This is a genomic window from Mycolicibacterium holsaticum DSM 44478 = JCM 12374 (assembly GCF_019645835.1).
In the GTDB taxonomy this organism is placed as follows: Bacteria; Actinomycetota; Actinomycetes; order Mycobacteriales; family Mycobacteriaceae; genus Mycobacterium; species Mycobacterium holsaticum.
Map to the genome: position 1 here is coordinate 1,907,006 of NZ_CP080998.1, position 16,802 is coordinate 1,923,807.

General features: G+C 67.4%; 17 protein-coding genes, 2 tRNA genes and 1 pseudogene. 13 read left to right on the plus strand and 7 right to left on the minus strand.

The window, feature by feature from the left end; all coding sequences use genetic code 11:
* Window positions 1-57: 57 nt before the first annotated feature.
* Together K3U96_RS09205 and K3U96_RS09210 are read right to left on the minus strand one after the other, a co-directional pair.
* Window positions 58-1,623, minus strand: a complete 1,566-nt coding sequence (locus K3U96_RS09205) for a glycoside hydrolase family 13 protein (RefSeq protein WP_220692792.1) — start codon at window positions 1,621-1,623, stop codon at window positions 58-60.
* Window positions 1,623-2,018, minus strand: a complete 396-nt coding sequence (locus K3U96_RS09210; RefSeq protein ID WP_069403856.1) for a globin — start codon at window positions 2,016-2,018, stop codon at window positions 1,623-1,625. The genes K3U96_RS09205 and K3U96_RS09210 overlap by 1 nt, the downstream gene beginning before the upstream one ends.
* 137 nt (window positions 2,019-2,155) lie before the next feature.
* On the opposite strand from K3U96_RS09210, the gene K3U96_RS09215 reads away from it, so the two are divergent.
* From K3U96_RS09215 to K3U96_RS09225, 3 genes are read left to right on the plus strand one after another with little or no spacing between them, the layout of a single operon-like run.
* Complete coding sequence (locus K3U96_RS09215) at window positions 2,156-2,797, plus strand: HNH endonuclease (protein ID WP_220692793.1); 642 nt, start codon at window positions 2,156-2,158, stop codon at window positions 2,795-2,797.
* A 25-nt stretch (window positions 2,798-2,822) separates the two neighbouring features.
* Window positions 2,823-3,056 carry an aa3-type cytochrome oxidase subunit CtaJ gene (ctaJ, locus tag K3U96_RS09220; RefSeq protein WP_084222929.1) on the plus strand — a complete coding sequence of 78 codons (234 nt, stop codon included), beginning with the start codon at window positions 2,823-2,825 and terminating at the stop codon, window positions 3,054-3,056.
* Window positions 3,043-3,510, plus strand: coding sequence for a DUF5130 domain-containing protein (locus K3U96_RS09225; RefSeq protein WP_069403858.1), 468 nt, complete (start codon window positions 3,043-3,045; stop codon window positions 3,508-3,510). The genes ctaJ and K3U96_RS09225 overlap by 14 nt, the downstream gene beginning before the upstream one ends.
* A 7-nt stretch (window positions 3,511-3,517) precedes the next feature.
* Here the strand turns inward: K3U96_RS09225 and K3U96_RS09230 are convergent, their stop codons facing one another.
* From K3U96_RS09230 to K3U96_RS09240, 3 genes are all read right to left on the minus strand, one after another.
* Window positions 3,518-3,868 carry an HNH endonuclease gene (locus K3U96_RS09230; protein WP_069403859.1) on the minus strand — a complete coding sequence of 117 codons (351 nt, stop codon included), beginning with the start codon at window positions 3,866-3,868 and terminating at the stop codon, window positions 3,518-3,520.
* A 62-nt stretch (window positions 3,869-3,930) separates the two neighbouring features.
* The gene (pepN, locus tag K3U96_RS09235) at window positions 3,931-6,516 is read right to left on the minus strand and encodes an aminopeptidase N (protein ID WP_220692794.1); all 2,586 of its coding nucleotides are present in this window, start codon (window positions 6,514-6,516) and stop codon (window positions 3,931-3,933) included.
* A 9-nt stretch (window positions 6,517-6,525) separates the two neighbouring features.
* A complete protein-coding gene (locus tag K3U96_RS09240; protein WP_084222930.1) occupies window positions 6,526-6,897 on the minus strand; it encodes a DUF732 domain-containing protein in 372 nt (123 codons plus the stop codon).
* 181 nt (window positions 6,898-7,078) lie between these two features.
* Here K3U96_RS09240 and K3U96_RS09245 point away from each other — a divergent pair, with 181 nt between their 5' ends.
* From K3U96_RS09245 to K3U96_RS09255, 3 genes are read left to right on the plus strand one after another with little or no spacing between them, the layout of a single operon-like run.
* A complete protein-coding gene (locus K3U96_RS09245) occupies window positions 7,079-7,699 on the plus strand; it encodes a mycothiol-dependent nitroreductase Rv2466c family protein (protein WP_069403861.1) in 621 nt (206 codons plus the stop codon).
* 48 nt (window positions 7,700-7,747) lie between these two features.
* Window positions 7,748-8,221, plus strand: coding sequence for a ribose-5-phosphate isomerase (locus K3U96_RS09250; RefSeq protein WP_069403895.1), 474 nt, complete (start codon window positions 7,748-7,750; stop codon window positions 8,219-8,221).
* Window positions 8,222-8,223: 2 nt separating this feature from the next.
* Entirely contained in the window at window positions 8,224-9,018 is a 795-nt protein-coding gene (locus K3U96_RS09255; protein ID WP_069403862.1) for an Fpg/Nei family DNA glycosylase, read from the plus strand.
* An 86-nt stretch (window positions 9,019-9,104) separates the two neighbouring features.
* Here the strand turns inward: K3U96_RS09255 and K3U96_RS09260 are convergent, their stop codons facing one another.
* Window positions 9,105-9,848 carry a DUF1542 domain-containing protein gene (locus tag K3U96_RS09260; protein ID WP_220692795.1) on the minus strand — a complete coding sequence of 248 codons (744 nt, stop codon included), beginning with the start codon at window positions 9,846-9,848 and terminating at the stop codon, window positions 9,105-9,107.
* Window positions 9,849-10,062: 214 nt separating this feature from the next.
* Here K3U96_RS09260 and K3U96_RS09265 point away from each other — a divergent pair, with 214 nt between their 5' ends.
* A complete protein-coding gene (locus tag K3U96_RS09265; RefSeq protein ID WP_069403864.1) occupies window positions 10,063-11,718 on the plus strand; it encodes a long-chain-fatty-acid--CoA ligase in 1,656 nt (551 codons plus the stop codon).
* Window positions 11,719-11,769: 51 nt separating this feature from the next.
* Window positions 11,770-13,032, plus strand: a complete 1,263-nt coding sequence (locus K3U96_RS09270) for an acyl-CoA dehydrogenase family protein (RefSeq protein WP_230982405.1) — start codon at window positions 11,770-11,772, stop codon at window positions 13,030-13,032.
* 103 nt (window positions 13,033-13,135) lie between these two features.
* On the opposite strand, the gene K3U96_RS09275 is transcribed toward K3U96_RS09270, so the two are convergent.
* Window positions 13,136-13,209 (minus strand) — tRNA-Gly (locus K3U96_RS09275).
* A 139-nt stretch (window positions 13,210-13,348) separates the two neighbouring features.
* On the opposite strand from K3U96_RS09275, the gene K3U96_RS09280 reads away from it, so the two are divergent.
* The 5 genes and pseudogenes from K3U96_RS09280 (at window position 13,349) to K3U96_RS09300 (ending at window position 16,672) form a co-directional block, all read left to right on the plus strand.
* Window positions 13,349-13,422: transfer RNA gene (locus K3U96_RS09280), tRNA-Pro, on the plus strand.
* Between the two features lie 39 nt (window positions 13,423-13,461).
* Window positions 13,462-14,886, plus strand: a complete 1,425-nt coding sequence (gene tig / locus K3U96_RS09285) for a trigger factor (protein ID WP_220692796.1) — start codon at window positions 13,462-13,464, stop codon at window positions 14,884-14,886.
* Window positions 14,887-14,980: 94 nt separating this feature from the next.
* Window positions 14,981-15,595 (plus strand): annotated as a pseudogene (locus K3U96_RS09290) (ATP-dependent Clp protease proteolytic subunit); the annotation flags it as partial.
* Window positions 15,592-16,251: an ATP-dependent Clp protease proteolytic subunit gene (locus K3U96_RS09295; RefSeq protein WP_069403867.1), complete on the plus strand. Its 660-nt coding sequence runs from the start codon at window positions 15,592-15,594 to the stop codon at window positions 16,249-16,251. The pseudogene K3U96_RS09290 and the gene K3U96_RS09295, both read left to right, overlap by 4 nt.
* A gap of 127 nt (window positions 16,252-16,378) precedes the next feature.
* Complete coding sequence (locus K3U96_RS09300; RefSeq protein ID WP_220692797.1) at window positions 16,379-16,672, plus strand: hypothetical protein; 294 nt, start codon at window positions 16,379-16,381, stop codon at window positions 16,670-16,672.
* The last annotated feature ends 130 nt before the right edge of the window (window positions 16,673-16,802 follow it).

The following is a 16,802-nucleotide window of genomic DNA, read 5'->3' on the forward strand; positions in this document are numbered from 1 at the left end:
GCCGCACCGGAGCGCGTTTTCACGCGATCTCTCGTCTGCTCGAGGGAAAATCGGAAACTAGACCAGCCAGGCGGCGGTGTCGGGCGGCAGCTTGCCGTCGACCAAAGGGGCACTGGCCAACAGCACCTCGCCATCGGGCAGCGCGACGGCGGCGTCGCCCGCGTTGAGTACGCACACCAAGCCGCCGTCGCGCGCAAAGGCCACGCTATCGGCGGGGGAGTCGAGCCACGAAACCGTGCGACCCTCGAATTCGCTTCGCATGCGGCGCATTTCGATGGCACGACCGAAGAACGACAGCGTGGATTCGGGGTCGTCGACCTGCTTCTCGACCGTCAGCGCCGCCCACTCGGGCGGAATCGGCAGCCACGTATCGGCATTGGTGGAGAACCCGAACGGCGGAGCCTCGCCTTCCCACGGCAGCGGCACCCGGCATGCGTCGCGTCCGCGCAGGGTGTGACCCGAGCGTTCCCAGATCGGGTCACGCAGCGCCTCGTCGGGCAGGTCGACGTTGGGCAGGCCGAGTTCCTCGCCGTTGTAGATAAAGACCGCGCCGGGCAGCGCCAGCATCAGCAGCGTCATGGCCAACGCCCGGGACAGCCCGACCGGCCCGCCGCCGTAGCGGGTCGGCGGGCGATCGACATCGTGATTCGACAGTGTCCAGGTGGGCGTGGCAGCCACCAGATCCGCAGCGGCCATGGAGTTCTCGATCGCGTCGCGAATCGCGGTCGCGTCGAAACGGGCCCGCAGTAGCCGGAAGTTGAAACCCAGGTGCAGTTCGTCGGGACGCACGTAGCGGGAGAACTGCTCGTTGTCGTAGACCCACACCTCACCGATCGCGACGGCGTGCGCGTAATCGTCGAACACCCGCCGGATCTGGCGGTGGATCTCGTGCACACCGTCGTTGTTGAAGCGGGGGTCCTTGTCCATGTCCGCCAACAGCATTTCGGCCTTGGCGATCTCCATGTCCGGCAGCCCCGGCGGCTTGGCCATGCCGTGCGCGACGTCGATGCGGAACCCGTCCACGCCGCGCTCCATCCAGAACCGCAGCGTCTTCTCGAGGTCCTCGAACACCTCCGGGTTGTCCCAGTTGAGGTCGGGTTGTTCGGCGTCGAACAGATGCAGGTACCACTGCCCGGGTTTCCCGTCGGGCGCCACGACGCGGGTCCACGCGGGCCCGCCGAAGATCGACACCCAGTTGTTCGGCGGTTGGTTGCCGTCGGTCCCGGCGCCGTCGCGGAAGATGTAGCGTTCCCGCTCGGCGCCGCCCGGGCCGGCCCGCAGCGCCGCCTGAAACCACGGATGCTGTGAGCTGGTGTGGTTGGGTACCAGATCCATCGTGATCTTGATGCCGCGGTCATGGGCGGCCTCGATCAGCCGATCCAGCGCGCCCAGGCCGCCGAACAGCGGATCCACATCGCGCGCGTCGGCCACGTCATAGCCGTGGTCGGCCATCGGCGAGACCATCACCGGGTTGAGCCAGATCGCGTCGACGCCGAGCCGCTGCAGATGGTCCAGCCGGGCCGTGACGCCGTCGAGGTCGCCGACACCGTCGCCGTCGCTGTCGCGGAACGACCGCGGATACACCTGATAGAAGACGGCCGAAGACCACCACGGTGCGGGCATCAGAACGGCGAATTCACCAACGAGTCGGCGGCCATTTCCAGGTAGTCCAGCAGCTGCTTGCGATGCGCGTCGTCGAGCGTCTGGGTATCGATCTCCGAGATCGCGGTGTGCATGCAGCGCAGCCACGCGTCGCGTTCCAGGTACCCGATGCGGAACGGGACGTGGCGCATCCGTAGCCGCGGATGGCCCCGGCGGTCGGAGTAGGTGTGCGGCCCGCCCCAGTACTGCTCGAGGAACATCCTCAGCCGCTCCTCGGCGCCGTCCATGTCGCCCTCGGGGTAGAGCGGGTACAGGATCTCGTCGTCACGCACCAGCTGGTAGAACCGCGAGACGATCGCGCGGAACGTCTCGTGGCCACCGACCTGGTCGTAGAAGGACAGTTGGGGCTGTGTCACGCCACCATTGTGTCTTGTCGCCGGATATGGCTGGTCAGGCGGTCGTCACCACCTGTTCGTCGGGGTGAGCTGCGAACACGGCAGGAAAGACCGTGCGATCGAGCCGAAACCAGGGTTTACTGTGCGTCGGAGGACGTATGGCGCATCGCAAGAAAGGCCCGTCCAGACGATCGGGCCTATCCGGGGTTGCAGTACCGCGCGCCCAAGCACGTGCCCTGCACAGCGTCGACATCCATCCACCGAGTAGCACCGACGGCTCTTTCTGGGGGCGGCGCCGGGTCCTGCTGCTGAACTCCACCTACGAACCGTTGACCGCTCTGCCCATGCGGCGGGCGGTCATCATGCTGATGTGCGGGAAAGCCGACGTCGTGCACGACGACCCGGGCGGGCCGGTCATCCACTCGGCGACCCGCACCATCGTCGTCCCCTCGGTGATCCGGCTGAAGGTCTACGTGCGGGTGCCCTACCGGGCCCGCGTCCCGATGACCCGGGCAGCGTTGATGCACCGCGACCGGTTTCGCTGCGCCTATTGCGGAGGCAAGGCCGACACCGTCGACCACGTGGTGCCGCGCAGTCGCGGCGGCGAGCACTCCTGGGAGAACTGCGTGGCGGCCTGTTCGACGTGCAACCACCGCAAGGCCGACCGGTTGCTCGGCGAGCTGGGCTGGACGCTGCGTTCGGCGCCGCTGCCGCCGAAGGGGCAGCACTGGCGGCTGCTGTCGACCGTGAAGGAACTCGATCCGTCATGGATGCGATACCTGGGTGAAGGCGCGGCGTAATCGCGGCTGGTATACGGTTTGCGACGTGAGCGCTGCAACTTCATACGCCATAGTGATCCTGGTGCCGCTCGGGCTGACCGCTGTGCTGGCCGCGCTGATCTGGCGGCGCAAAGGCCCACACCCGGCGACCTACCAGATTTCCGAGAAGTGGACGCACGAACCGATCTTGTGGGCGTCCGACGAACCCGCTGACCACGGCCATGGTGGTCACGGGTCACACCCGTTGACGATAGGAGGCGGCGCCAGTGGCAAGTGGTGAAGTCACGACCGTTGAACCCGGCAACCTGCCGCTCGGCTGGGTGGTCACGAGCAGCGGCCGCGTCTCGGGTGTCACCGAACCCGGCGAGCTGTCGCTGAGCTACCCGTTCCCGGTCAAGGACCTGGTCTTTCTCGACAACGCGCTGAAGTACGGCTCCCGCGCGGCCAGGGCCCGTTTCGCGGTCTATCTCGGTGATCTCGGCGCCGACACCGCCGCCGGCGCCCGCGAGATGCTGGCCAAGGTGCCCACCCCCGACAACGCGGTCCTGCTGGCCGTCTCGCCGAACCAGCGCGCCATCGAGGTGGTGTACGGCAACGACGTCAAGGGCCGCGGGATCGAGAAGTCCGCGCCGCTGGGCGTGAACGCCGCCGCCGCAGCGTTCAAGGACGGCAAGCTGATGGAGGGCCTGATCAAGGCCGTCGAGGTGATGAGCGCAGGCGTCTCGCCCCGCTGACCTCGCTTTACGCACGCTCGGCGGCGAACGCCGCGCGGATCTCGACATAACGCGTCAGGAACTTGCGCTCGTCGAGGCGTTTGCGGCGCATCCACGTGGTGACCTCTTCGTTGCACTTGCTGGTATTGCACGACGCGCACGCCGGCACCACGTTGTCGACGGTGTAACGGCCGCCGCGCGAGATCGCCATGACGCAGTCGCGTTGCAGTGGGCCCTCCGTCGCGCCGCAGTAGGCGCAGCCGCTCCACGCGCCTTTGATCGCGGCCCACTGGTCGGCGGTGAGGTCGTTGTCGACGGCGCTCAGTCGACGCTTGCGCTTGCGGGCAGCGCGTGCCCGACGGCTCCGATTGACTGCCACCTTCCGAGGATGCCGTGCGAGCGTGCGAAAGTTCCGCAAAACTCCGGCGTGTCGGGCGCTCCCTAGCTCGCGTCGAACTGGCGTGCCCGCAGCGCGCGTTCGACGCCCGCGCGGCCCTCGACCACCAGACGGCGCAGCGGCGGAGGCACATCGGGGTCGGCCAGGAACCGGTCGGCGGCGTCCAACCCGGCCTTGCTGACGTCCCAGGACGGGTACAGCCCGACGACGACCGTCTGCGCGACCTCGCTGGAACGGCGCTGCCACACCCCGGAGATCGCACCGAAGTACTTGTCCCGGAACGGTTCCAGCAGCTCCTGCTGACCCGGCTGGACGAACCCGCCGATGATCGACCGGGCGGTGATGTTGGCCAGCGTGTCGTCCTCGATGACCTGTTCCCAGGCCGCTTCCTTGACCGCCAGCTCCGGTCGGGCCGCCGCGGCGGCCATCGCGTGCCGCTGACCCGCCGCGGTCGGATCCCGTTGTGCCTCGGCGTCGATGAACGGCGTCTCCATCCCGTCGGCGTCCACCCCGCCGGCTGCGGCCAGTGCGGTGACGACGCGCCAGCGCAGGTCGGTGTCGACGTCGAGGCCGGGCAGTCCGCTGTCGGCCGGATCGCTGTCCAGCAGCGCCGACAGCACCTCGACGTGGCGCGGGCTGAGAACCGAGCCGCACAACGCGTTGACGAAGGCCAACTGGTGATCGGAGCCGGGCGCGGCGCCGCGGGCCAACTCCAGCAGCCGGTCGGCGAATTCGGGCCAGCCCTGATCGCTGGCCCACTGGGGATCCGCGTAGGAGTTCAGGGCGGTCTGCGCCTGCAGCAGCAGCCGTTGCGCCACCCCGACCTCGGTCTCCGCCTGCACGCCCCCGCCGACCAACGCCACGAAGTCGCGGGCCGTGAACTCCGCGTCACGGGTCATCTCCCAGGCCGCCGACCAGACCAGGGTGCGGGGGAGCGGTTCGGCGATGTCGGCGATGCGGGTCAGCACGGTCTGCAGCGATTCGGGGTCCAGGCGCAGCGAGCAGTACGTCAGGTCGTCGTCGTTGACCAGGATGAACTTTCCGCGTGAAATCCCTTGCAGGGCAGCGACGTCGGTGACCGAACCTTCGACGTCAAGCTCCTCGCGGTGCACGCGCACCAACTTGCCGGTGCCGTCGTCGTCGTAGACCCCGACCGCCAGGCGGTGCACCCGTGTCTCACCGGCGCCCGGCTGCGCACCGCTCTGGGTGATCGCGAACCGGGTGAACCGGCCGTCGGCATCCACGTCGAATTCGGGCCGCAGCGTGTTGAGCCCGGTGGTCTTGAGCCACTGCCGGCCCCAGCCGGACAGGTCGCGGCCCGACGCCTTCTCCAGCGCGCCGAGCAGATCGGCAAACGTGGCGTTGCCGAACGCGTGGTCGCGGAAGTAATCCCGCAGCCCGGCCAGGAACTCCTCCAGGCCGACGTAGGCGACGAGCTGTTTGAGCACGCTGGCGCCCTTGGCGTAGGTGATGCCGTCGAAGTTGACCTCGACGGCGGCCAGGTCGGGGATGTCAGCGGCCACCGGATGCGTCGAGGGCAGCTGGTCCTGGCGGTACGCCCACGATTTCTCGACGTTGGCGAACGTGGTCCAGGCCTCGCTGTACTCGGTGGCCTTGGCCTGACACAGCACCGAGGCGAACGTGGCGAAGGACTCGTTGAGCCACAGGTCGTCCCACCATTGCATGGTGACGAGGTCGCCGAACCACATGTGCGCCATCTCGTGCAGCACGGTTTCTGCGCGACGCTCGTAGGAAGCCCGGGTCACCTTGCTGCGGAACACGTAATCCTCGAGGAAGGTCACCGCGCCCGCGTTCTCCATCGCCCCGGCGTTGAACTCGGGCACGAACAGCTGGTCGTACTTGCCGAACGCGTAGGGAACACCAAAATTGTTGTGGTAGAAGGAGAATCCCTGCTTGGTTTCGGTGAACAGCCGGTCGGCGTCCATGAACTGCGCCAGCGACTTGCGGCAGAACAGACCGAGCGGGATGTCGCCGTGGTCGTCGGAGTAGGTGTCATCCCAGCGCGCATACGGCCCGGCGATCAACGCGACCAGGTAGGTGCTCATCCGCGGCGTCGCGGCGAAGCGGTGCCGCTTGGCGTTTCCGTCGTCCTCGACGGCCAGGGTGGCGCCGTTGGACACCACCTGCCAGTGCGACGGGGCGGTCACGGTGATGTCGAACGCGGCCTTGAGGTCGGGCTGGTCGAAACACGCGAACATCCGCTTGGCGTCGGCGGTTTCGAACTGTGAATACAGGTACACCTCGTCGTCGACGGGGTCGACGAACCGGTGCAGGCCCTCGCCGGTGTTGGAGTAGCGGCAGTCGGCGTCGACGACGAGGACGTTGCGCTTGTCGAGGGCGGTGAGCGGGATGCCGGTGGACTCGTCGTATCCGGACACGTCGACGGGCCGGTCGTTGAGGGTGGCGCTGCGGACGGTGTCGGCCGCGATGTCGATGTAGGTCTCGGCGCCGGGCAACGCGTCGAACTCGACGGTGGTGGTGGAGCGGAAGGTGCGCTCGCCGGGCTTACCGTCACCGTCGGTGACATCGAGGACGATGTGGTAGCTGTCGACGGTGACGAGCGCGGCGCGCTCGACGGCTTGGTCGCGGGTCAGGTTGGGTAAGGCCACCCAACCAACTTATCGGCCGGGCAGCGGGAGCCAGTCGAGCACGGTGCCGTTGCCCAGCGAGGACACCATCTGCGGGCAGTACATCGAGATGGCGATGCCGGTGAAAAAGGCCGCCATCTGGGGCGGGACGCCGTTGTTGGCCACCGTGGAATACGCGGCCGCGAACGACTTGCCGGGTTCGACGAGCAGCGGACACACCGCTTTGCCGAGCGCGACGGTGTCCACCGGGTTGGTGAACGGGACACCGCCGTCGGTCAGCGCGGCCAGAAACGTGTCATCGATCGGGTCGGCGTGCGCGGGGGCCGCGAGCAGCGCTGCCGCGGCGGTGGCGCCGATGGTCAGCGCGAAGGTCTGGGTGGCCCGGTTAACATGTTTATTCACTTTGGTAACAATTCTTCACAGCGGTCACATCGCAACCACGGTTTGATAACCGTTTGCACACTAAGGGCGTTTCTCATAGAGCCGGAGTGGCCGGTCATGCTTAGGGAACACGTTTCGCGTCGGCGCAGTTGTGTTCAACGGGTTGCGACTGCCTATGAGACCGCCTACGAGAGGACGCCCGATGCCTGAGAAGTCCAGCGAAAAATCAACCGCCGATTTCTGGTTCGACCCGCTGTGCCCGTGGTGCTGGATCACCTCGCGGTGGATCCTCGAGGTCGAGAAGGTCCGCGACATCGAGGTGAACTTCCGGGTGATGAGCCTTGCGGTGCTCAACGAGGGCCGCGATCTGCCCGAGGAGTACCAGGAGGCGATGACGAAGGCGTGGGGTCCGGTGCGGGTCGCCATCGCCGCCGAGCAGGCCAAGGGCCGCGAGGTGCTGTCGCCGCTGTACACCGCGATGGGCACCCGGATCCACAACCAGGACAACAAGGACTTCGACGCCGTAATCAAGGAGTCCCTGGCCGAGGTGGGACTGCCCGCCGAGTTGGCCGAGGCGGCCACCACCGACACGTACGACGAGGCGCTGCGCAAGAGCCACCACGAGGGCATGGACGCCGTCGGCGAGGACGTCGGCACCCCGACGATCCACGTCAACGGGGTCGCGTTCTTCGGCCCGGTGCTGTCGAAGATCCCGCGCGGCGAGGAGGCAGGCAAGCTGTGGGACGCCTCGGTGACGTTCGCGGCGTATCCGCACTTCTGGGAGCTCAAGCGCACCCGCACCGAGGCCCCGACCTTCGACTGACCGCGGCCCTCATGTCGATTCCGCGGGCGTCGAAGTAGGGTGACCGCCATGCGCGTCTACCTGGGAGCCGACCATGCGGGCTTCGAGTTCAAGCAGCGGATCATCGAGCACCTGAAGGCCAACGGGCACGAGCCCGTGGACTGCGGGGCCTACACGTACGACGCGGTCGACGACTATCCGGCGTTCTGCATCGCGGCCGCCGAGAAGACGGTCGCCGACCCGGGCAGCCTCGGCATCGTGCTCGGCGGTTCGGGCAACGGCGAGCAGATCGCCGCGAACAAGGTCCCCGGTATCCGGTGTGCGCTGGGCTGGAGCGTCGAGACCGCCAAACTGGCCCGCGAGCACAACAACGCGCAGATGATCGGCATCGGCGGGCGCATGCACACCGAAGACGAGATGCTCGCGATCGTCGACGCCTTCCTCAGCACACCGTGGTCGGAAGCCGAACGCCACCAACGGCGTATCGACATCCTGGCCGAATACGAGCGCACCCACGTCGCACCGCCGGTGCCCGGCGCTTAGGAATGCCCGAAGGCCACACCCTGCACCGGCTTGCCCGGTTGCATCAGCGCCGCTTCGCCCGGGCGCCGGTGCTGGTGTCCAGCCCGCAGGGCAGGTTCGCCGACGGCGCGGCCGCCGTCAGCGGACGGGTGCTTCGCAAGGCCAGCGCGTGGGGCAAGCACCTGTTTCACCATTACGAAGGCGGCCGGGTGGTGCACGTGCACCTCGGGCTGTACGGGACATTCACCGAGCTGCCGCTGCCGATGCCGCTGCCCGTCGGCCAGGTGCGGATGCGGATGATCGGCACCGAGTACGGCACCGATCTGCGCGGGCCCACGGTGTGCGAGGTGATCGACGAGGCCGAGATCGACGACGTGATCGCCCGACTCGGCCCCGACCCGTTACGCCGCGACGCCGACGGCTCACTGGCATGGGAGCGAATCCGCAAGTCCCGCAGGGCGATCGGCTCACTGTTGATGGACCAGACCGTGATCGCCGGCGTGGGCAACGTGTACCGCAACGAGCTGCTGTACCGCCACCTCATCGACCCGTACCGTCCGGGTATCCACATTGACGAGGCCGAGTTCGACGAAATGTGGACCGATCTCGTCGCGCTGATGAAGGTCGGTTTCCGGCGCGGCAAGATCATCGTGATCCGTCCCGAAGACGACCACGGCGCGCCCGCCTACGGTCCCGACCGGCCCCGCACCTACGTCTACCGTCGCGCCGGTGAGCCGTGCCGCATCTGTGGCACGGAGGTCCGCACCGCGGTGATGGAGGGGCGAAACGTGTTCTGGTGCCCGACCTGCCAGAAGTAGCGCCCGCATTCTGGCGCGAAGGTGGAGTTATGTCACGCCTCGGGGCCTAACGCCGTGTCATCACCCCACACTCGCGGGGGAGGTGGCTAGAAGCCGCCGAAATCGCCGAAGTCCCCGCCGAAGTCAAAGCCGCCGCCGTCGTCCGCGGCGAAGTCGCCGCCCTGGCCCTGATCGAAGCCTTGGTCGGAGCCCTGGGCGAAACCCTGCTCATACCCGCTGCCGTGCATACCGGAGAACAGCGCGTCGAACAGCAGCACCGAGCCCAGACCCCACGCACCGGCCACCAGGGCCGGCTTCCACCACGGTTCGGAGTACCAGCCGGCGGGCACCGGACGGCCGGCGACCTGCCCGCCGGGGTAGTAGTTCGGGGTGCGCTGCGAAGGCGCCGGCGACGCCTCGATCTCGCGGCCCTCGAAGTTGACGCGGCGGTCCTCGGTGACGACGCCCGCTGAGCGCTGACCCGCCAGGGTCTCCAACTCCGGTCCGGGGTCCATGCCCATCGCGGTGCGCGCGGCGCGGACGTAGTACATGCCTTCCAGCGCGCTTTCCTTGGCAAGCGCGGCCTGGCGCACGGTGGTGGCCTGCTCGATCTGGGAACCGGCGGCGGTGTACCGCTCCGACGCGTCGGCCAGTGCCTGCTTGGACGCCTCGTCGGTGCCGGTCAGGTTGATCACCTGGCCGCCGAGGCGTTCGATGACCCGACGCGCATCGGCCTTGGCGTCCTCCAGCGACGCCGCGTTGCGGTTGTCCGAGGCCTTCATCGCCGCGTAGACGAGCACGCCGAACGCGACGATGACGAGCACGACCAGGACCAGCAGCACGGCGTTCATGGCGTTCAGCGTACCGACAGGAAACCCTCAGATCAGGGCCGCGACCAGCGCTGGGTTACGCCGAGAGCGGACCCGCTATACGCCCGCGGTTCGCCGGAACCAGTTCGCCCGATCCGGGATTTCCACTCCGCGGGACTGCGGGACACAGCGTGCGCCAGCGGTCTACCGTCGTCTACACGGCCGTATGTATCGATTCTGACGATGCGGAGGGTTCATGGCACCCACAGTTGACCTGCCGGTGGGGCAGGACGTGACGACATCCGGTTCGTACACGGCCCTGACTCCGTTGACGTTTCTCGAGCGGTCACTCGACGTGTTTGCCGACAAGACCGCCATCGCCTACGGCAGCCACCGGCTGACCTACAGCGAGTTCGGTGCGGCGGCAACACATTTGGCGAATGCTCTGCGCGCCTCGGGCATTGAACGCGGCGATCGGGTGGCGTATCTGTGCCCCAATATCCCGGAGATGTTGGTGGCCAACTTCGGGGTGCCGCTGGCAGGTGCGGTGATGGTGCCGATCAACGTCAGGCTGGCCGCCGAGGAAGTCCAGTACATCTGCGATCACTCCGGAGCCAAGCTGCTGGTGGCCGACACCGAGTACCTCGAGTCGCTGGCCCCGGTGCTGTCCAGCCTGCAAACCGTTCAGGAGGTGGTGGCGCTGCACGACCCGCATGGGCCCGCCTCGTTGGCGGCTACCGAGCACGCGCACATCTCCTACGACGAGCTGATGGCGCGCGGCTCGGCGGACTCGTTGCCGTGGCAGGTCGACGACGAGCTCGGGTTGATCGCGATCAACTACACCTCGGGCACGACCGGACGGCCCAAGGGCGCGATGTACACCCATCGCGGTGCGTACCTCAACGCGTTGGGCGAGATCATTCACCAGCGCTTCGACCCGGAGAGCGTGTACCTGTGGACGCTGCCGATGTTCCACTGCAGCGGCTGGTGCACCCCGTGGGCGGTGACCGGCATCGGTGCGACGCACGTGTGCCTGCGGGCGGTACGCGCCGACGTGATCTGGCGGCTGCTCGATGAGGAGCGGGTGACACATCTCGACGGTGCACCCACGGTGCTGGTGACGATCGCCGAAGCGCCGCAGGCGCATCCGCTTGATCAGGGGCTGGTGGCGACGGTGGCGGGCGCTGCGCCGGCGCCGACGGTGATCGCGCGGATGCGCGAGTTGGGCGCCCGGATCGTGCACGTGTACGGGATGACCGAGTCGTATGGCCCCTACGCCCTCAACGAGTGGCAGGCCGGCTGGTCGGCTATGTCGGCGGCCGAGCAGGCGCGCCGACAGGCACGACAGGGCGTCGCGATGATCCAGTCCGATCCCGTGCGGGTGGTGGACCAACACATGAACGATGTTCCGCGCGACGGCCAGACCATGGGCGAGATCGTGATGCGGGGCAACAATGTGATGGCCGGGTACTTCCGCGACGAGGAGGCCACCGACAAGGCATTCGAGGGCGGGTGGTTGCACACCGGGGACCTCGGCGTCCAGCATTCCGATGGGTATGTCGAGTTGCGTGATCGCTCCAAGGACATCGTCATCTCCGGTGGCGAGAACATCTCCACGATCGAGATCGAGCACGCGATCGAGGCGCACCCCGCGGTGTCCGAAGTCGCCGTCATCGGTGTGCCGGACACGAAGTGGGGTGAGCGACCCAAGGCGTTCGTCGTGCGCCAGCCCAACCTCGAGTTGTCCGAGGAGGAGCTGATCGCCTACCTGCAGGAGCACATCGCCCGCTTCAAGGTGCCCAAGGCGATCGAGTTCGTCGAGGCCTTACCGCGCACGTCGACCGGAAAGGTGCAGAAGTTTGCGATGCGCGACAAGGAGTGGGCCGGCCACAGCAGCCGGATTCAGGGCTGACGGGCCCGCATGCCCCGCGTATCTATCCGAACGTGAAAGCAGGACCCACGCATGAACGCGCCGATCAGTCCAGCGACCGATCACGATTACGGCGAAACCGACAATGAGTTGCCGAGCGGTGCTGACCTGGCGATGTCTCGGGGCACCGACTTCTACTTGCTGGATGAACTGCTCACCGACCGGGAACGCCAGATGCGGGATCGCGTTCGACGGTGGTGCGACACCGAGGTGGCGCCGGCCGCTGCCGGTTTCTGGGAACGGGCGGAGTTCCCGGTCGAGCTGGCCGACGGCTATGGCCGGCTCGGGATCGCCGGCGCCTCGATCGTCGGGAACGGCTGCCCGGGGGTGTCGTTTCTCGCCGAAGGTGTCATCGCGGCCGAACTGGCCCGCGGCGACGGCAGCATCGCCACGTTGAACGCCGTGCATTCCGGGCTCGCGATGACGACCATCGCGATGCTGGGCTCCGAAGAGCAGCGGGCCCGATACTTGCCGCGGATGGCGACCTGTGAAGCTCTCGGCGCCTTCGCGTTGACCGAACCCGAGCACGGATCCGACGTGGTGGCGTTGGAAACCCGGGCCCGGCGCGAGGGCGACGAGTGGGTGCTCGACGGGCACAAGAGGTGGATCGGCAACGGCACGGTCGCCGACGTGGTGGTCGTCTGGGCCAGGGACGACGCCGGTCAGGTCGGTGCTTTCGTCGTGGAACACCCCGACGGCGCGGAGCACCCGGTGCCGGGGTATCACGCCAGAAAGATCATCGGCAAGGCAGCCAACCGCGGCGTGTGGCAGGCCCAGATCCGCCTGGACGGCGTGCGGGTGCCCGCAGACGCCCGGCTGGCGAAGGCCAGGACTTGGAACGACACCAACTACGTGCTGGCGAAGTCCCGACAGACCGTGGCCTGGGAAGCACTGGGCCACGCGGTGGCCGCCTACGAGGCGGCGCTGACCTATTCGCTGCGACGCGAGCAGTTCGGTCGTCCGCTGGCCCGGTTCCAGCTCGTCCAGGACAAGCTCGCGCACATGCTCAGCGACATCACCGGCATGCAGTTGATGTGCACCCGGATGTCGCAGTTGCAGGCCCGCGGACAGGTGTCGATCGAGCACGCCGCGCTGGCCAAGCTGAACACCGGTGACGCCGCCCGACGGGTCTGTGCGATGGCTCGGGACATTCTCGGTGGCAACGGCATCCTGCTTGATCACCACGTCGCGCGGCATCACGCCGACATCGAAGCCGTGTACACCTACGAGGGCACCGACTCGGTTCAGTCCCTCATCGTCGGACGCGCGATCACCGGGCTCAATGCCTTCCGGTGAGCGCCACGCAAGTGCAGGTCGGCGCAGAACTCGTGCGTTCGCCGGCGGCGCAGCCTGCCGGAACCGTCGTCGAAATGCAGAAACGCCCCAGCGGCGGCGTTATTGGAGCGGGCGACGGGAATCGAACCCGCGTCGCTAGTTTGGAAGACTAGGGCTCTACCATTGAGCTACGCCCGCGTGTGCAGCACCAGCAGACTGTACCGGCGGCACCGGAACCAAATCCAATTAAAGGCACCGCGTGTCCAGCCCGTAGTATCTCGCGTGGTCGTCCTGCGTTTCGGGGACGGCCCGCGTGGACGTCCGACGGACGCGGACGCGGGGTGTAGCGCAGCTTGGTAGCGCATCCGCTTTGGGAGCGGAAGGCCGCAGGTTCAAATCCTGTCACCCCGACTGCAACACGAACCACACCAGAACTTGAAGGAGTACGAAGTGAAGAGCACCGTCGAGAAGTTGAGCCCGACCCGGGTTCGCATCAACGTGGAGGTGCCCTTCACTGAGCTCGAGCCGGAGTTCGACCGCGCTTTCCAGCAGCTGGCCAAGCAGGTGCGGCTGCCCGGCTTCCGCCCCGGCAAGGCGCCCCGCAAGCTGCTGGAGGCCCGCGTCGGCCGCGAGGCGATGCTGGATCAGGTGGTCAGCGACGCGGTGCCGGGCCGCTACTCCGAGGCGGTGACGACGACGCAGGTGAACCCGATCGGGCAGCCCGAGATCGAGATCACCAAGAAGGAGTACGGCGAGGACCTGGTCTTCACCGCCGAGGTCGACGTCCGCCCCGACATCGAGCTGCCCGACCTCGAGAGCCTCAAGATCTCCGTGGACCCCATCGAGGTGACCGACGAGGAGGTCGACGCCGAGCTGCAGTCGCTGCGCGCCCGCTTCGGCACCCTGAGCGGGTTGGACCGCGCCGCGCAGGACGGCGACTTCGTCTCCATCGACCTGTCGGGTTCGATCGACGGCGAGGAGCTGCCCGAGGCCGCCACCGAAGGGTTGTCGCACGAGGTCGGATCCGGCCAGCTGATCGACGGCCTCGACGAGGCGATCGTCGGGCTCAAGGAGGGCGAGAGCCGGGTCTTCACCACCAAGCTGGCCGCCGGCGAGCACGCGGGCAAGGAGGCGCAGGTCACCGTCACCGTCAAGTCGGTGAAGGAACGTGAACTGCCCGAACCCGACGACGACTTCGCCCAACTGGCAAGCGAATTCGACACCATCGACGAGCTGCGTAACAGCCTTCGCGAGCAGGTGCAGCGCACCAAGCGGGTGCAGCAGGCCGAGCAGATCCGCGACAAGACGTTGGAGACCTTGCTCGAGCAGGTGGAGGTGCCGCTGCCGGAGAACGTGGTGCAGGCCCAGGTCGACGACACCCTGCACAGCGCGATCCACAGCCTCGACCACGACGAGGCGCGCTTCGCCGAACTGCTGGAATCCCAGGGCAGCAGCCGCGAGGAGTTCGACGCCGACGCCCGCAGCAACGCGGAGAAGGCGATCAAGACCCAGCTGCTGGTGGACGCGATCGCCGACAAGCTCGAGGTCCAGGTCGGCCAGAACGACATCACCGAACGTCTGGTGCTGATGTCGCAGCAGTACGGCATGGAACCGCAGCAGCTGCTGCAGGCCCTGCAGCAGAACAACCAGCTGCCTGCGATGTTCGCCGACGTGCGCCGGGGGTTGGCCGTAGCCGCCGTCGTGCGGGGCGCCACCGTCACCGACAGCGACGGCAACGAGATCGACACCACCGAGTTCTTCGGCCGCCCCGATGAGCAGGCGCCGGCCGAGGCGGAGACCGAAGCCGCGGACGCATCGGACGCAGAGGCCCCCGCCGCCGAGGAAGCCGGCGAGGAACCCGCCGACGCCAAGTGACGCTGTGAGCGAACGCGGCCCCTCTGGGGACTGCGCGACGGCGCTGGTTGGTTAGTGTCGGTGAGAACGAGACTTTGACAGAAAGCAGGTACCAGTCGTGACTGACATGCGGTCGAACGGCCACGGGCTCAACCTCGTCGACTCGGTGTATGAGCGGTTGCTGTCCGAGCGGATCATCTTCTTGGGCTCGCAGGTGGACGACGACATCGCGAACAAGCTGTGCGCGCAGATTCTGCTGCTCGCCGCCGAAGATCCCACCAAGGACATCCACCTCTACATCAACTCGCCCGGCGGTTCGATCAGCGCCGGCATGGCCGTCTACGACACGATGGTGCTGGCGCCGTGCGACATCGCCACCTACGGCATGGGCATGGCCGCGTCGATGGCGCAGTTCCTGCTCGCCGCCGGAACCAAGGGCAAGCGGTTCGCGCTGCCGCACGCCCGGATCCTGATGCACCAGCCGCTGGGCGGTGTGACGGGCAGCGCCTCGGATATCGCCATCCAGGCCGAGCAGTTCGCGGTCATCAAAAAGGAGATGTTCCGGCTCAACGCCGAGTTCACCGGGCAGACCATCGAACGCATCGAAGCCGATTCCGACCGCGACCGCTGGTTCACCGCGCAGGAAGCGCTCGAATACGGGTTCGTCGACCACATCATCACCAGCGCGTCAGTCAACGGCCAAGGACCGGGAGCAGGACTAGACAAATGACCGATCACATCCATCCGTCTCTGGACGCCCGCCTGCAACCCCAGGCCCGCTACATTCTGCCGTCGTTCATCGAGCACTCCAGCTTCGGCGTCAAGGAGTCCAACCCGTACAACAAACTCTTCGAGGAACGCATCATCTTCCTCGGCGTGCAGGTTGACGACGCCTCGGCCAACGACATCATGGCCCAGTTGCTGGTGCTGGAGTCGCTGGATCCCGACCGCGACATCACCATGTACATCAACTCACCGGGCGGCTCGTTCACGTCGCTGATGGCGATCTACGACACCATGCAGTACGTGCGCGCCGACATCCAGACGGTGTGCCTGGGCCAGGCCGCGTCGGCCGCCGCGGTGCTGCTGGCCGCGGGCACCGCGGGCAAGCGACTCGCACTGCCCAACGCCCGCGTCCTGATCCACCAGCCGGCGCTGTCCGGCGTCATCCAGGGCCAGTTCTCCGACCTGGAGATCCAGGCCGCGGAGGTGGAGCGGATGCGCACCTTGATGGAGACGACGCTGGCCCGCCACACCGGTAAGACACCCGAGCAGATCCGCAAGGACACCGACCGCGACAAGATCCTCACCGCCGAGGACGCCAAGGAGTACGGGATCATCGACACGGTGCTGGAGTACCGCAAGCTCTCGGCGCAGACCGCCTGAGCCCGTCACCAATCGCGTCAATCCGCGCTGCGTCAAACCCCGCGTATGGCAGGCTTTCACGGCAGCCATTCGGGGGATCAGACGGCAGGAGAGCGTAGTGCGGGTGGGCAGACGACTGTGTGCCGTGATGGCCACGGGAGCCATGGCGTTGGCGCTTCAGGTGGTTTCGCCGGCGGTGGGTCACGCCGACGAGGTGTGCCCGGCCGGAACCTATTGGGACGTCTACACCGACCAGTGTGTGCCGTACTCGGCTGTCGACGTGTATTGGAACCCGACCCCGATCCTGGGCCCCAACCCGGTCCTGGGGCCGGCGGGTCCCGTCGGCGTCGGAGGTGTGGTGGGTCCGGTCGGGCCCGGTCCGGTGGGGCCAGGCCCGGTGGGCCCGGGGCCGGTCGGACCCGGAGGTCCGGGCCGGCGGTAAGCCCGACGCCTGCGCTGCGGGGGCGGCGCCGCTCGCGGTGGATATCTGCGCAGCGACGGGTACTTTGGTTGCGGACGGCTCCCGAAGCGGTAACGGCGGCGACACGCCAGGGACACAGTGCGCGTTCCGC